The 14464-nt window shown below is 49.2% G+C and carries 16 protein-coding genes; 10 read left to right on the plus strand and 6 right to left on the minus strand.

Features of this window, described 5'->3' with window-relative positions:
* Positions 1-129 precede the first annotated feature (129 nt).
* Both ruvC and Q0V82_RS14850 read right to left on the minus strand, forming a co-directional pair.
* On the minus strand, positions 130-651 hold the full coding sequence (gene ruvC / locus Q0V82_RS14845; protein WP_226764253.1) for a crossover junction endodeoxyribonuclease RuvC: 522 nt from the start codon (positions 649-651) through the stop codon (positions 130-132).
* On the minus strand, positions 651-1493 hold the full coding sequence (locus Q0V82_RS14850) for an energy transducer TonB (RefSeq protein ID WP_297576943.1): 843 nt from the start codon (positions 1491-1493) through the stop codon (positions 651-653). The genes ruvC and Q0V82_RS14850 overlap by 1 nt, the downstream gene beginning before the upstream one ends.
* Positions 1494-1646: 153 nt before the next feature.
* Between Q0V82_RS14850 and Q0V82_RS14855 the strand changes: the two genes are divergently transcribed.
* The 4 genes from Q0V82_RS14855 to aroG all read left to right on the plus strand — a co-directional run bounded on the left by Q0V82_RS14855 (position 1647) and on the right by aroG (position 4299).
* A complete protein-coding gene (locus Q0V82_RS14855) occupies positions 1647-1952 on the plus strand; it encodes a c-type cytochrome (protein ID WP_297576944.1) in 306 nt (101 codons plus the stop codon).
* A 152-nt stretch (positions 1953-2104) separates the two neighbouring features.
* Entirely contained in the window at positions 2105-2521 is a 417-nt protein-coding gene (dksA, locus tag Q0V82_RS14860) for an RNA polymerase-binding protein DksA (protein ID WP_297576945.1), read from the plus strand.
* A 1-nt stretch (position 2522) separates the two neighbouring features.
* The gene (locus tag Q0V82_RS14865) at positions 2523-2936 is read left to right on the plus strand and encodes a Fur family transcriptional regulator (RefSeq protein ID WP_297576946.1); all 414 of its coding nucleotides are present in this window, start codon (positions 2523-2525) and stop codon (positions 2934-2936) included.
* A gap of 304 nt (positions 2937-3240) precedes the next feature.
* Positions 3241-4299: a 3-deoxy-7-phosphoheptulonate synthase AroG gene (gene aroG, locus Q0V82_RS14870; protein ID WP_297576948.1), complete on the plus strand. Its 1059-nt coding sequence runs from the start codon at positions 3241-3243 to the stop codon at positions 4297-4299.
* A 370-nt stretch (positions 4300-4669) separates the two neighbouring features.
* Here aroG and Q0V82_RS14875 read toward each other — a convergent pair whose 3' ends face one another.
* The gene (locus Q0V82_RS14875; protein WP_297576949.1) at positions 4670-6028 is read right to left on the minus strand and encodes an MATE family efflux transporter; all 1359 of its coding nucleotides are present in this window, start codon (positions 6026-6028) and stop codon (positions 4670-4672) included.
* 128 nt (positions 6029-6156) lie between these two features.
* Between Q0V82_RS14875 and Q0V82_RS14880 the strand changes: the two genes are divergently transcribed.
* The gene (locus tag Q0V82_RS14880) at positions 6157-6792 is read left to right on the plus strand and encodes a TetR family transcriptional regulator (RefSeq protein WP_297576951.1); all 636 of its coding nucleotides are present in this window, start codon (positions 6157-6159) and stop codon (positions 6790-6792) included.
* Between the two features lie 298 nt (positions 6793-7090).
* On the opposite strand, the gene Q0V82_RS14885 is transcribed toward Q0V82_RS14880, so the two are convergent.
* Positions 7091-7792, minus strand: a complete 702-nt coding sequence (locus tag Q0V82_RS14885) for an HAD family hydrolase (protein WP_297576953.1) — start codon at positions 7790-7792, stop codon at positions 7091-7093.
* 191 nt (positions 7793-7983) lie between these two features.
* On the opposite strand from Q0V82_RS14885, the gene Q0V82_RS14890 reads away from it, so the two are divergent.
* The 3 genes from Q0V82_RS14890 to Q0V82_RS14900 all read left to right on the plus strand — a co-directional run bounded on the left by Q0V82_RS14890 (position 7984) and on the right by Q0V82_RS14900 (position 10831).
* Entirely contained in the window at positions 7984-8532 is a 549-nt protein-coding gene (locus Q0V82_RS14890) for a YaeQ family protein (RefSeq protein WP_297576956.1), read from the plus strand.
* A gap of 151 nt (positions 8533-8683) precedes the next feature.
* Positions 8684-10042, plus strand: a complete 1359-nt coding sequence (locus tag Q0V82_RS14895; protein ID WP_297576958.1) for an EAL and HDOD domain-containing protein — start codon at positions 8684-8686, stop codon at positions 10040-10042.
* Positions 10043-10141: 99 nt separating this feature from the next.
* Positions 10142-10831, plus strand: coding sequence for a MarC family protein (locus Q0V82_RS14900; protein ID WP_297576960.1), 690 nt, complete (start codon positions 10142-10144; stop codon positions 10829-10831).
* Positions 10832-10872: 41 nt separating this feature from the next.
* Here the strand turns inward: Q0V82_RS14900 and Q0V82_RS14905 are convergent, their stop codons facing one another.
* Complete coding sequence (locus Q0V82_RS14905) at positions 10873-11490, minus strand: chemotaxis protein CheD (protein ID WP_297576962.1); 618 nt, start codon at positions 11488-11490, stop codon at positions 10873-10875.
* A gap of 623 nt (positions 11491-12113) precedes the next feature.
* Between Q0V82_RS14905 and Q0V82_RS14910 the strand changes: the two genes are divergently transcribed.
* Positions 12114-12341 carry a hypothetical protein gene (locus Q0V82_RS14910; RefSeq protein ID WP_297576964.1) on the plus strand — a complete coding sequence of 76 codons (228 nt, stop codon included), beginning with the start codon at positions 12114-12116 and terminating at the stop codon, positions 12339-12341.
* A 34-nt stretch (positions 12342-12375) separates the two neighbouring features.
* Positions 12376-13497 carry a glutamate 5-kinase gene (gene proB / locus Q0V82_RS14915; protein WP_297576966.1) on the plus strand — a complete coding sequence of 374 codons (1122 nt, stop codon included), beginning with the start codon at positions 12376-12378 and terminating at the stop codon, positions 13495-13497.
* A 153-nt stretch (positions 13498-13650) separates the two neighbouring features.
* Here proB and Q0V82_RS14920 read toward each other — a convergent pair.
* The coding region (locus Q0V82_RS14920) for a YbaY family lipoprotein (RefSeq protein ID WP_297576968.1) at positions 13651-14464 on the minus strand (814 nt) is incomplete at its 5' end.

The following is a 14464-nucleotide window of genomic DNA, read 5'->3' on the forward strand; positions in this document are numbered from 1 at the left end:
GTGACACGCCGGCGCACCGCTCAACACCCCCTTCCCACCCTTCCCCCATCCAGGGGGAAGGCGCTGCAGTCGCGCAACTCAAGCGGTTGTGATTTAACGCATCAACACCAAATCTGAACATGCCATACTTTACGCCATGCGGCCGCGTTTCATTGAGAGTTGATGTTCCATTAGTTTTTTGGCAATCCCGCCGCTGTGCTGGGCGTGGGTGAGGGCGACGCCGAGCGCGTCGGCGGCGTCGGCTTGTGGTACGCCCGATAGCCGCAAATGCCGCTGCACCATCAGGCCCACTTGTTCTTTATCGGCGTGGCCATTGCCCACCACCGCTTGTTTGACTTGCAGCGCGGTGTAGTCGGCCACCGGCAAGTTAGCCAACACCAAGGCGGCCACCGCTGCGCCGCGCGCTTGGCCAAGCATCAAGGTGGCAGCAGGGTTAACGTTGACGAACACTTGCTCCACCGCCGATTCATCGGGCTGATAGGTGCGGATAATTTCGGCGATGCCGTCGAGGATAATTTTAATGCGCTCAGGCAGCGGCCCGCCTTGGGTTTTGATACACCCCGATGCCACATAAATGCGATTTTGTCCCACCACATCAATTACGCCAAAACCAGTGGTGCGCGAGCCAGGGTCGATGCCGAGAATGCGCATCAGTTAATCGACGTCGCTTGGCGCTCAAAAGTCCACGTGCGGGTAATCACGAGAATTTGAGCGGGTTTACCTGCGGCATCGAGCATATCGGGCGGCAGTTTTTTAAACGGCGATGACATTTTTAAAATCCGCAGTGCCGCAGCGTCTAATTGCGAATTGCCCGATGATTTATCAATCTCGGTATGCAGCAAACGACCATCGGCGGCAATTTCTACCGTGACGCGCAGCTGCCCATAGATTTTATTACCATGGCTGTCGACCGGATAGGCCAGCGTGCCGACTTTCTCGATTCTTTGTCGCCAATCGTCCATATACATGGCCACACTGGTTTGTCTGGCGCGCGCGCCAACAAAAGCTTTACGCGGTTTGCTTTGATAATCGTGATTTTGCTTATCAATTTGCGCGGCTAAACCGGCCATTTTTAGATCTTGTTGCTTACGAGTTTCTGCCGCTTGCCCCTGACCTTGCTGCTGATCGGGACTATTTTTACCGGCATTGCTCAAACTAGGATTATTTTTTAGCTGGGTTAAGAGCTGCTCAGCGCGCGCTTCCAGCTGCTTTTGCTGCGCTTCAATTTGCTCTAACTCTGGCGATGGCACACGGCTATCGGCAGGCAACGGTGATTTCACCCGATGATTGGCGGCATCGGTATTGCCACCACCATCGAGGTCGGCTTGCGCTTCAACGTCGGTTTTCGTTGGCCGAGTTTTGGTTTTTTGATTCACCAGCACAATATCCAAGGGCTGTTGCGATAAAAACTGCCGTGGATCGGGCACCACAAATTGGATGCCAAAAATTGGAAAGGCATGCGCAATGATTGAAAAACCAATGGCCATTGCCATAAAACGCTCCCGCCGATCCATTTTCTATTCCTAATCTAAACCCAAGCTTTAACCGCGCGAGTGTAGCACAGCCAACACGTCGCTTACGCAGACCCCTAGGTTTAGAGGAAGCAGAGTAGAATAAAGGAAACACTTATTTCTTTAAGGGATTCGATGATGTTGCGACTGATATTAATTTCTGCCTTACTGGCTACGCCCGCGCTTGCGGCTGACGATGGTGCAAAAGTGGCGGCAAAATACAACTGTTTAGCGTGTCATTCTATCGACAAAAAAATTGTTGGCCCGTCGTATAAAGACGTCGCTGCCAAGTACAAAGGCCAAAAAGGCGCCGAAGCAATGTTAATGGCCGAAGTCCGCAAAGGCTTGCCAGGCGGCAAATGGGGGCCGATTCCGATGCCTGCCCAGCAAATCGACGACAAAGATTTACGCACTATCATTCGCTGGGTTTTAGCGCAATAAGACAAAAGATGAACAAAAGTGTGATAAATGGTGTATTGCATAACAAAGCGTTGTTGATTAAGCTGCTTCCCCATTTACTGTTTCATCATATGTAAGCGCTGATCAGCAGCGATTACCATCAGTAATGGTTTACAGATAAGCGAGAAAGAAACATGGCCAAGCTCACAGAACAAGACATCATCAACTGGAAAGGTTCAGAAGATGATTATATGAATGCGGACCAACTCGAGTTTTTCCGCGAGCGTTTGGTGCAAATGAAGGAAGAATTGGTCGCCAACGCGACACAAACCACCAATCATTTGCAAGAACAAGAAGCCACGCCTGATCCGGCAGATCGCGCAACACTCGAAGAAGAATACGCTCTTGAATTGCGTACCCGTGATCGTGAGCGCAAATTGCTCATGAAAATCGACTCTACGCTGCGCAATATTGACGCCAACAACTACGGTTTCTGTGAAGACACTGGCGAACCGATTGGCCTATTGCGCCTCTTGGCTCGGCCAACCGCGTCTTTAACCGTTGAAGCGCAAGAACGCCGCGAACGTCAGAAAAAGCAATACGCAGATTAAAATGAACGAGACAGCGCAAGCGCAAGCGAGCGAACTGATCAAACAAACCCGCGCGCGCGTCACCGCAGCGCGGGTTAATATTTTGGCCGTTCTACTCACCGCCCAGCGCCCGCTGTCGCACCAAGATGTACTCGCCACGCTCGATCCCGACGCCGATCGGGTGACGGTGTATCGCGTACTCGATTGGCTAACCGACATGGCTTTGGCGCATAAACTCGCTGGAGACGATCGCGTTTGGCGTTTTTCGGTCGCCTCCAAACCGCATCAACACGCGCATTTTCAATGCACCCGCTGCGGGCGTTTTTACTGCCTTGAGCATGTCAGCACCGATTTATCCCTCACCGTTCCTGCGCAATTTTTAATCGACGCGGTTGAAATCACCGTTAAAGGCGTCTGCGCCAGCTGCTTAAAATAAGCCCGCGCTCTGCCGCTTGCCACTCACGACTGACTCACATTGCCCCATTGAGAATGCCTATGGTTTGGTTGGGTGCGCCTTGGCGCACGCGGTGGCGATGATTTGGGGCTATTCGAAGGCGATGATTTGACTATGGTCTGCGCGTGCGCAAACCCAGCAGCTTTGCACACCCGACACATTTGATGAAGCAACACCTTTGCATGCTTTAATGGATATTTCCTTGAACTGACTAGCATTAGTCTTTAATCTAGGTCTTTTCTAAGAATAAATGCCGTCATGGCAGCCGCTGGCAGGGAAAGATCACATGCAATACCAAACCGACGACGTCCGTATCCGCGAAATTAAAGAATTACTACCGCCAGTAGCTGTGATTGAAAAATATCCAGTCAACGAGCTGGCTTCAACTGCGGTGTTTGAAACGCGCCAAGCGATTCATCACATGCTCACAGACAAAGATGATCGCCTATTGGTGATTGTGGGCCCTTGCTCGATTCACGACACCCAATCGGCGATTGAATATGGTCAGCGCTTAGTCAAACTGCGCGAACAATATAAAGACCATCTTGAAATCGTGATGCGTGTTTACTTTGAAAAGCCGCGCACCACCGTCGGCTGGAAAGGGTTGATTAACGATCCATTCCTTAATGGCAGCTTTAATATCAACGAAGGCTTACGCATCGCGCGCAAATTATTGGTCGATTTAAACAACCTCGGTCTACCGACTGCCGGTGAGTTTCTCGACATGATTACGCCGCAATACGTGGCTGATTTAATGAGCTGGGGCGCGATTGGCGCGCGTACCACTGAATCACAAGTGCATCGCGAGCTGGCATCAGGTTTGTCTTGCCCAGTTGGCTTTAAAAACGGCACCGACGGCAATCTAAAAATTGCTTTTGACGCGATCAAATCGGCCGGTCAACCGCATCATTTCTTGTCGGTTACCAAATACGGTCATTCAGCGATTGTTGGCACCGGCGGCAATCCTGATTGCCACGTGATTTTGCGCGGTGGTAAAGCACCCAATTACGAAGAAAGCCATGTGCGCGCTGCCGCTGAAGAGCTCAGCAAAGCGGGTTTAGCGGCTAAAATCATGATCGACTTTAGCCACGGCAATAGCAGCAAAGACTACCGCCGCCAAAGCGTGGTCTGCGCCGACACTTGCGCCCAAGTGGCCGCTGGCAATGCGGCGATTTTTGGTGTGATGGTCGAAAGCCATTTGGTTGAAGGTCGTCAAGACGATGGCGCGGGTAAAGAACTCACTTACGGTCAATCGATTACCGATGCCTGTATCGGCTGGGATACCACCGAAACCGTACTCAGTGATCTAGCCGCCGCCGTCGCCCAGCGCCGCGCTTTGGCTTGATTGACGTTGATTTCAGCGTAAAAAAATCGCCACCGTTCACTGCAGAAAAATTTTTTGACGCAGAGACGCAAAGGCGCAGAGAAAATCAATCGTAAAACCCTGAATTTCCTCCGCGCCTCTGCACCCTTGCGTCAGGTTTTCAGGGTTTGTCGTTAAGTGAACAGTGTTTCCAGTTGGCGGTAATGCCGTTCACTTAAGCCAAGTGAGCGGCATTTTTTTCCTCGATTTCATTGCTGGTGTCGCTTTTGACGCAAAGGTACCGAGAAAATCAATCGAAAAACCTTGAGTTTCCTCCGCGCCTCTGCGCCTCTGCGTCAAGTTTTCAGGGTTTGTCGTTAAGTGAATAGTGTTTCCAGTTGGCGGGTTTTTATCATTCAAGCGCGGCTTTTCTCAGCCGACGTAACTGCTGCCACAGCACCAAGCCAATAATGCTACCCAGCAACATATTCACTAGCGGCAAAGCGGTGTAAATACCGGTGACGCCCCACCATTGCGGCATTAACCATAGCGCCGGGATCAACAGCAGCGTTTTACCCAAGGTGCCCACCATCGCTAAGCGCGTTAGCGCCATCGCTTGCAAAGCAATCACGCCCACAATCAAGATGCCATCAAATGGCAAGGCAAATAGATGGAGCTGTAAAGCTTGAGTTGCCAGAGCGACCAAGGCGGGATCGTTGCCAATATACAGCGATGCAATCGCCGCCGGAAACAGCTGCACGGTGATCAGCAGCACCACACTAATGGCCAAACTCACCCGCAAACCATAGCTTAAAATATGCGCCAAGCGTTCGTCGTCTTTAGCGCCCGTCGCGTGGCTTAATAAAGGCTGCATCCCCATCGCCAAGCCGTGAAGCATTAAAATAAACACCGCCTCGGTATAGCCGGCAATCGCATACGCCGCGACATCATTGCCCTTACCATATTCCAACAGCTGATAATTATGCGCAAACATCAATAGCGCCAAATTACCTTCCATTAATAAGCTCGAAAAGCCCAGTTTCAGCATCGCCGGCATACTCGCCCAATCGGCGCGAAAATCGGCCAGCACCAAGCGTAAATGCGCTATCGGGCTAAAGAAATACACCAAGCCCGCCAGCGTAATAAAGCCCTCGATCAGCAGCGTGGCCATCGCCGCGCCCGCTAAACCCAACTGAAAATGCACCAAAAATAGATAATTTAAAGCGATATTGCTCAGAGCACTAAAAATCACCAGCACTGTGGCCAACTTAGGCTGACCATCATTGCGAATCAAAAAAATCGCCGCAATCTGGCCAATATTCACCACCGCGCCCCACAGCATAAAGCGCAAATACGAGCGTGCTTCATGCAAAACACTCGCCGCATTATCGGCATTCAGTAGCACCAGTATCCGCTCCAACTGGCTGATACCAATAGCGGGTAGAGCAATACCCAGCAGAGCAATGATAATTAGCGTATTGACCAAGGTTTGCCGTGCTGCAGCGGTTTGCCCTGCGCCTTGCAAAATCGAAATCCGCGTTGCCGCCCCCATGCTGACCATCGTTCCCAAGCCAATCTGCAGCATTACGATGGGATACACCAAATTAATCGCCGCCAGCGCATGCGCGCCCACATAACGGCCAACAAAAATCCCGTCGATTAATACATCTAAACTGACCACCAACATCCCGGCGACCGAGGGCAGCACATAGCGCCAAAATTGCGTTTTTACCGGCAGTTGATTTAAATCAGCCCTTGCTTGTGACGACATACAATCTCAATGCACACAGGGTGCAAAGTCAATAAAGTCGCCATCGTAGCATTTAATCAATCACGCACGATTAATTAAATTCATGCAATAATTACCGACTGATTAAGGTAGCTTGAACAAGGGTAAGCATGGCCAGAAAAACCAAAGCAGACGCGCAAAAAACCCGTGATGCGATTTTAGACGCCGCCGAACAAGTGTTTTTTAAACAAGGCATTGCCCACACCACCATGGCCGACATTGCCAATGCCGCCCAAGTATCTCGCGGTGCAGTCTATGGGCATTACCCCAATAAAATCGACGTTTGCAAAGCCATGAGCGAGCGCATGCTGGCGCACGCGGCAATGCAGTTCACGCCCAGTAGCAGCGACGCTCTGGAAGCCTTGGTGCAAACCGGCATGTATTATCTGAATTTATTTAATCAATCGGGCTCGATTCAAACGGTGATTAGCATTTTGTATTACCGCTGCGAGCGCAGTGCTGACAACATGCCGCTGATTCGGCACCGCGATCTCATCACCAAACGCTCGATGCATTACAGTCTGCGACTATTACGCCGTGCTGTCGCACAGCAAGTCTTACCCGCGACGCTCGATTTACGCTTGAGTAATTTGTATCTGCATACGGTGTTTGATGGTTTATATGATTTGCTGCAAGACTTTTACCCCGAACGCCCCAACGCCGCCGCTAGCGATTGCGAGCGCCTACTGCGCAGTGCCGTTCACAGTCTAAAAAATGCCCCGCATTTACACCGTAGCGCCGATTAATTTTGGCTTGCTGCCGATTTGATGTTGATCGGTGCAGGCCCGCACTGGAGTCGCGTGACTGTAGATCCTCACGTGGGGAAGAAGACTGAGGTGTTGAGCATAAAAACACTCCCAGCAAGGGAAGGGTAATGCCGCGATGCTTAAACCACCATCAGCACGTAATCTAAATAAGTAGGGCTGCCAAGCTGAGTTTGAATGCTAACGATCTAAGTATTTGATTTGTATATAAATAGCATCAATAGCATTCAAGCTATCTGTGGCGTTCGCACTTATCCGCTGCAAATGATCTGGTATTGATTCAGCGGCTTGGTAAACTGCTCGGTAAATCAAATGCATGCCGGATTCTTGCGCCGAGCTCTTCTGGGGTGCGTGAAATAATCACTTCGGGCACCGCGTATTTAAGCGTCAGCCGCTGTAGATCTTCAAAGCCGTAGGACACCATAAAGGGATTCACGCCGGCCGCTTGCATGGCCAGATAATCTTTATGCTCGTCACCACAAGCAAAGGCGCGAGCGGGGTTGATACCCAGTTGGCTCAGCGCGGTGCTGAAATAGACGTTTTTCGGCGTTTTTAGCGCAATGCAGCTAAAAAAATCCAATTGCTGAATATCTAAATCATGCCGAGCAAACAGGCGGGCCAGAGTAATGGCGGGTTCGTGCGTGACGTTGCGCGTCACCAGACCGACTTTAATGCCCGGCGTGGCGAGCAATTGCTGCAGTAAAGGCGCGATGCTGGGATAGAGCATGGCTTGTTCGCGATAAATGTCGGTCAGGGTGGCGATGAGTTCTTTACGATTGGAATTGCCGAGGCTTTTGGCTAGATTGCGCGGAAATTCTTTGAGTCCACCTAGATATTTGAATAGATTGCGCCTTTTTTGAAAGCGTTCCAAATCGCCAATCTGCATGCCATGCAAGCTAAATGCGGTCTCTATGGCGCTAAAAGCATCGATAATGGTGCCATCGGCGTCCAATAAGATAAGGCGATCGCGGCTGGCATACATAGGCGTTCCGATGCTGGAAATAAACGCTAAGGTAGCTGCCAATTATTGAAATAAGATGAATCGCCGATTTTATGCGCATAAAGAGACAAAATCTTGCCGAGTGCTGCGCTTTGAATGGGGATGGATTTTGTTGCTCACGCCGATTTGGGCAGATTCCGTTACACTGTCGGCCTTCATAAGGACGACAATCAATGGCAATTAAATCAACGGTATTCAAGGCCGAGCTGAATATTACCGATATGGATCGTGGTTATTATCAAAGCCATGCCCTCACAATTGCACGCCATCCTTCGGAAACTGACGAGCGCATGATGTTGCGTTTGGTGGCTTTTGCGCGCCATGCCAGTGAATCTCTGGAATTAACTCGCGGTTTATCTGCCGATGACGAGCCCGATGTGTGGCAAAAAGACTTAACCGGCGCGATTGAAACTTGGATTGAGTTGGGCTTGCCGGATGAAAAGCGCATCAAAAAAGGCTGTGGCCGCGCCAATGCAGTGTGGATTTATGCCTATGGCGGCCGAGTGGTGGATATTTGGTGGGATGGGATTAAAAATGCGCTGACGCGTTTTGAGCATTTAAATGTACTGAGTATTCCAAGCGACACTTTGGCCGAGTTAACCCAAATGACGGCGCGCACCATGCAGTTGCAGTGCACCATTCAAGATGGCCAATTGTGGATGTCGGACGCCAATCACAATGTGCTGGTTGAAGTCACTACACTCCAATCTGCGGCAGTATAAGCCTGTAGGCTTTTAGCTTTATTTTATAGCGAGATATACCCACTATTCATCCCATGATTAGTGGGATTGAGTAAAATTGCGATGCGCTGGCTTTATTCTATGGTGCATTGCGATTTCAATTTCTATACTCAATGGCCACCTTGAGGTTGCCATGCTGCCACTCTTTTTTCATCATCTGTTTCAAAGCGCCAAAGTCGAATCGGATTTGGCGGCGTTTGAACGTCTGAATGCTTTATCGCCTCGGCTGAGCGACGCAGAAATGCCGACGCAGCAGCCGGAAGAAAAAACCATTATCTGTCGTGAAAGTATCGTCAATCGACAGGAGCGGGTGGTCGGGCATGAATTTATGCTGAAAAAAAACATCACCGAGCGCGTGCATACCGGTCACGCGATGCGGCGTTTATACGATCAAGCTTTGCTGAGCCAATTGCTTAATTTGCCTTTGCTGCAATTATTGGGCCACCGTTTTGCCTTGGTGCATTTTGAGGCATCGCATATTTCGGATGCGCAATTTACCAATTTGCATGGGCAGTATTGTGTATTGGTGCTGCGTTTTGGCGATGAGCCGGTGACAGAGGCGATTTATCAACAGATTGTCGCGCTGCGCAAAACTGGTTTGATGTTTGGGATTTTGGCGCACGAATGCCTGAATCCGAATATGGAGACGCTAATCACGCAGATTGATTTGCTGGTGCTTGATTTGAATGAAGCGTGGGTTTTTTTGCCAGATATTGCCGCCAAAGCCATGGCGCAAACGCACTGGCCATTATTGGCTTGCCATATTGATTCTTATGAAGCCTTCGACTGCGTTTGGGAATCGACCTTATACGCTGAGCGAGTGATGTTTTTTCAAGGGCCTTTTATTAGTGCGCGGGATGCTTGGGGAGTCAATCCCATTGCTGCTTTGCGCGGTCAAGTTCAGTGCCTGCTCGATTTAATTGAACAAGAAGCGGACACCGCAATCTTGGTCGAGGCATTAATTGCCGATCCGGTGTTGTTGTATAAATTACTGCGCATGGCCAAATCCCACGTCGCCGATGAGATTGGCAGCGCAGAACAAGCCTTGCTGCTGATTGGTCGGGGGGCTTTGCATCGGTGGTTGTTGTTTATGCGCAATAGCCAAAGCGACGCTGCCGATTGTGATTTAGCGCTGCGGCAAGGTGCTTTGCGCCGTGGTCGATTCATGCATAATTTGGCGCAAACGCATTTAGATCGTCATCAGCGTCAGCAAGTTTTTTTGACTGGGGTGCTTTCACAAATGGAGGGCGTTTTGCAGCAAACCCTCGCCGAACTGCTCAAAGCGCTGCATGTGCCGCGTTGGGTGAGTGAGGCTTTATTGGCGCGATCTGGGCCTTATTTTGTGTATTTACAATTGGCGTCGGCAGCCGAAGCGCAGCAATTTAATGTGCTTAGCCACTTGTGTCAGGTGCTGGATATATCGCCGCATGCCGTCAAAGCCGCCCAGCACGAGGCGACATTATGGGCTGAGCAGATACAGGCAAGAAACTGATGCAGATCAGTGATCGGCTGATACTCAAGATGCTCACTATCCTTTCATGGTGTGAAGCACTAAGATAAAGCTTCTTTTAAGCTAATAGCCTAATTCATTATGTTGCCTTATTTATCTTCTTTTTTTGGTAGTTTATTGCTGGTTTTCGCCGCTTTAATGCCAATTTTAAATCCGCCCGGCCATGCGCCGATTTTTTTGGTATTAACTGAGGGTTACACCAAAGACGAGCGGATTATTTTAGCCAAGCGAGTGGGTGTATATAGCTTTATTTTGCTGGTGTTTAGTATGTTTATCGGCATTTATGTACTGGAATTTTTCGGGGTTTCTTTGCCGATTGTTCGGGTAGGTGGCGGCTTATTGGTCGCCACTGCGGGTTGGCAATTAATGTCGGCCGATACCCATGCGCCCAATGCGGTTTCCGCACTGGATGGCAATCGACCGAGCTCTGAAGAATTACGCCAAAGGGCTTTTTTCCCGCTGACTTTTCCAATTACGGTGGGGCCGGGCTCAATTACCGTCGCCATTACGCTGGGGGCGAGTTTTAAATCATCAGGGATTGAAACCTTTACCATGCCAATTGCCAGCGTGATTGCTGTGGCGATTACGTCGTATTCGGTATATTGGTGTTATCGCTACGCGGATAAGTTATTGAAATGGGTGGGGGCAACTGGGTCGGTGATTTTTCTACGATTGTCGGCATTTATTTTGTTTTGTCTCGGGATTCAGATTTTTTGGACCGGCGCGACCGACTTAATGGGCGCTTTTGTACAATTACATTGGCCACGATAATTGACGTCAAAATCGACGCCAACAGCACCGCGAGCCAATGATTACCAGTAATCAATTTTCCTTTGATTTAATGCATGCATTAATTTAGTTTTGTAGCTTTCTTCTTCTTGAATTAATTGTTGTTTTTGGATTTGTTGCGGTTGAATTTGCCGGCATAGCACTTCGCCAGAAATCGGATTTAATACGATTTTTCTGGCGCAATTGCCGCCCAAATCGCTGGCCAATAATGGAATTCCTTCGGCATCCAGCCATTGGTGAGTAAACTCAATATTGGTCTCACCAATGGTTTTTTTCCCCGCACTGGGGACTAAATTCCCTCCCCCAAAGGCCTTTGCTTGCAAACGGCCTTTTTTTGCGCCTTGTTTGAGTAAGGCATTCACTAACAACTCCATCGACGCCATGCCGGAATGCAATGACTCCACATCTTGTCCCGCACGCGCGCCAAAATTGGGCAGCATAAAATGATTCATGCCCGCGATTTTGAGCTGCGGATCAAATAAACACACCGAAATACATGAGCCTAATAAAGTCATGATGGGCTTATGGCTTTCTACGGCAATATCGCCAGAATGAATATGCCGCGCATGTCGCTCCAATTGCTTCATTTCATTCATTACAGGCGGTGTATTCGCTTGCTGCAGCGCTAATGTGGTTTTCACGATCAATCACCACTGAAGTTCGGTTGTTCTTGCCTTGTCATTACGGCTTCCCCCTGATTACTGACTAACGTCACCTTGATTAGCATAGCTCAAATTTCATTCTGCTTATTTACGATGCCATCGGTATAAAAATACGCGGGTGGTGTATCTACGTCGGCGCTTTATTGGCCGCTGCCCCGCAATAAATACCCTGTGGATAAATATTTTTTAGCCGGTTTCTTGTGAATTTATTGGGGATAAGTAGGTGAATCAAGCGTGGGTTTGCTGGGCATGATTTGGGTGTAAGCGATTATTTGAGGGAGGGGCTTAAATTCATCACCAAAAACTGAACCCTCATTTTTCGTGTATATACCGAATTCATCATTTGGCTAAGTATTTGTAAGTTATACACAATAAACACTTATCCACAGCTCAATTAAGCTCTTATTTATTACTACTAATTTAAAATAAAAACCAATAAGATAAAGCTTTTTTCAAGAAAAAATCTGTGGATAAGTCGCTAAAATCCTGCTGACTAAACCCAAGAAAGTGTCTAAAAAAGCTAGGCTTTACCGGCAAATTGCGCCAAAATTGAGCCCCAGCTGAAATGCGCTCAACTGCGCAATGGCAATAAGGAGCTGAACGTGGAAGTGAATATTTTTAAAAGCATGAGCAACCCGAGTAAGTGCCTCGTTTTGCCAGTTGATCTCGATGTCGATCAAAGCCAATTACCGATTGATGACAAAGATTATGAAAAAGTCTATTTCCTACGGACCCGCACATTGAGCATTGGCAACGACAATGTCAGTTTTGATCCGGCTACCGCATTGGCGGCATTGCACCACCACGGGTTTTATTTATTTCAGCTGTAATTGAGCGTAAATGCGCTGCGCAAGGATGATTTTTATGCAAACGTCAGTATTGGCGAACGCCCAGCGAATCGTGGTGAAAGTGGGCTCTAGCCTAGTGACCAATGAAGGCAAAGGTTTAGACCATGCGGCATTGGCACGCTGGGCTAAAGAAATTGCTCAATTGACCAAGCTGGGTAAACAAGTGGTTTTGGTTTCATCTGGCGCCATTGCCGAGGGCATTGCTCGACTGGGTTGGACGCAAAAACCCAGCGCAGTGCATGAAAAACAAGCTGCTGCAGCGGTAGGACAATTGGGTTTATGCCACGCCTATGAAAGCGCATTTCGCCAACACGGTTTAATGTGCGCCCAAGTGCTACTGACGCATGAAGACTTATCTGATCGCACGCGTTATCTCAATGCCCGCTCAACGTTGCTGACTTTATTGCAACTGGGTGTGATTCCAATCATTAATGAAAACGACAGCGTAGTGACTGCTGAGATTAAATTTGGCGATAACGATACGCTGGGCGCTTTGGTAACCAATCTGATCGAAGGCGATGCCTTGGTGATTCTGACAGACCAAACTGGGCTGTATACCGCTGACCCACGTAGCAACCCGAGTGCCACCTTGGTGAAAACCGGTGTAGCGGGTGACGCTAGTTTAGAAGCTATGGCCGGTGGCGCTGGTTCTAGCGTAGGTACGGGGGGTATGTATACCAAAATCATCGCCGCCAAGCGTGCCGCCCGTAGCGGGGCCGCAACCATCATTGCTTGTGGTCGTGAAGAACAAGTGCTGACTCGTTTAGCCAGTGGCGAAATGATCGGCACGCAATTGAGCTCAGCAACGTGTGCTTTGGCCGCCAAAAAACAATGGATTGCCGACCATTTGCAACTCAAAGGCAGCGTGACACTCGATGCGGGTGCTGTGCGGGCTTTAACGCAGTCGGGTTCTAGCTTATTACCGATTGGGGTGTTGGCGGTTGAAGGCGATTTTTTACGCGGTGAAGTGGTGCGTTGTTTAAATCCTGACGGGCTCGAAATTGCCCGAGGTTTAATCAATTACAGCTCGCAAGAAACGCAGCGCATTTTACGTCAACCCACCGGGCAGATTGAAGCTGTTTTGGGCTATATCGACGAAGCAGAGCTGATTCATCGCGATAATTTAGTGTTGTGCTAAACCGGTGTTGCTCCTTGCTCCTTGTTCCTCACTCGCTGATTGAGCATCAAACCAATATTGAAGTCTTCGGCAATAAAAATGCCGCTCTATCAGCATAGGGCGGCATGGGTATACGAAGGTAGGCTTTGCTGTATATGGTCTGGGTAGCTATACCTAGATTGCTTTTAGCATAATACTGGTTTCGCGTGGCGCACCCTGCGTGAGTACTGGCGTTTGCGTATCGCTGATTTTAATCAGCTTGCCATCTTGCTCTAAACGCGCACTGATGTTGTAACGATGCTTGGGGTTAATCGCTTCTGGGGCAAATTTCAGCGTCACCGTTGGTGGCGTGCCTTGCGTTAAAGTGATGACTTTTTTCGCAATCAATTCAGATGCCACGTCCATTTTGGACACATCGCGCAATTCAACTGTGAGCACGGCGCCAGGATAAAGCCGACGATCCAGCCACATGACTTTCGCGCTGACGCTTTCAATCGCTTTATTTTTCACAATCCCATACATCGAAAAAGCTTGTTTCACTTCAGCAGGCGTCATTTGCAAAGCGATAAATTCTTTGCCATTTTTGCTGGCCGGATTAAATGGGTTATTACTGGGTAATTGCGCTAAATAAACGCGCTGGCCATCATCGCCAAGTACCAATCCCGGTGGTGGGGTGTTTTCGAGTTGGGTCCATGCTGATTTTGGAAAAACCAGAATATCGAGCAAAGGATAATGCTCTGAATCACTGCCGCCGCGAAAACGATATTCAAACTGCTGCAAGGCCGTTTCACCATAAAATGGAATCTCACTGCCTGATTTCACATCCACTTGTACGTTATTGGCCGTCCAACGTTCTGGCGGAATAAAAATCAAGCCAGACGCGGCGTCCCGAATCGGGTTGAGTGGCTCATCAGCCGATATCAATGTGCAATTATTGGCCACAATCACCTCATCGACTTCCAAAAAGCCACCTTGGCCTTTTAACCAC

The sequence above is a fragment of the uncultured Deefgea sp. genome (genome assembly GCF_947072475.1).
Classification (GTDB): Bacteria; Pseudomonadota; Gammaproteobacteria; order Burkholderiales; family Chitinibacteraceae; genus Deefgea.

Coding starts and splice junctions, on each gene's coding strand:
- Q0V82_RS14855 (WP_297576944.1), top strand. CDS start 1,647: ATGATGTTGCGACTGATATTAATTTCTGCCTTACTGGCTACGCCCGCG.
- aroG (WP_297576948.1), top strand. CDS start 3,241: ATGCAATACCAAACCGACGACGTCCGTATCCGCGAAATTAAAGAATTA.
- Q0V82_RS14865 (WP_297576946.1), top strand. CDS start 2,523: ATGAACGAGACAGCGCAAGCGCAAGCGAGCGAACTGATCAAACAAACC.
- dksA (WP_297576945.1), top strand. CDS start 2,105: ATGGCCAAGCTCACAGAACAAGACATCATCAACTGGAAAGGTTCAGAA.
- proB (WP_297576966.1), top strand. CDS start 12,376: ATGCAAACGTCAGTATTGGCGAACGCCCAGCGAATCGTGGTGAAAGTG.
- Q0V82_RS14895 (WP_297576958.1), top strand. CDS start 8,684: ATGCTGCCACTCTTTTTTCATCATCTGTTTCAAAGCGCCAAAGTCGAA.
- Q0V82_RS14875 (WP_297576949.1), bottom strand. CDS start 6,028: ATGTCGTCACAAGCAAGGGCTGATTTAAATCAACTGCCGGTAAAAACG.
- Q0V82_RS14880 (WP_297576951.1), top strand. CDS start 6,157: ATGGCCAGAAAAACCAAAGCAGACGCGCAAAAAACCCGTGATGCGATT.
- Q0V82_RS14890 (WP_297576956.1), top strand. CDS start 7,984: ATGGCAATTAAATCAACGGTATTCAAGGCCGAGCTGAATATTACCGAT.
- ruvC (WP_226764253.1), bottom strand. CDS start 651: ATGCGCATTCTCGGCATCGACCCTGGCTCGCGCACCACTGGTTTTGGC.
- Q0V82_RS14850 (WP_297576943.1), bottom strand. CDS start 1,493: ATGGCAATGGCCATTGGTTTTTCAATCATTGCGCATGCCTTTCCAATT.
- Q0V82_RS14885 (WP_297576953.1), bottom strand. CDS start 7,792: ATGTATGCCAGCCGCGATCGCCTTATCTTATTGGACGCCGATGGCACC.
- Q0V82_RS14900 (WP_297576960.1), top strand. CDS start 10,142: ATGTTGCCTTATTTATCTTCTTTTTTTGGTAGTTTATTGCTGGTTTTC.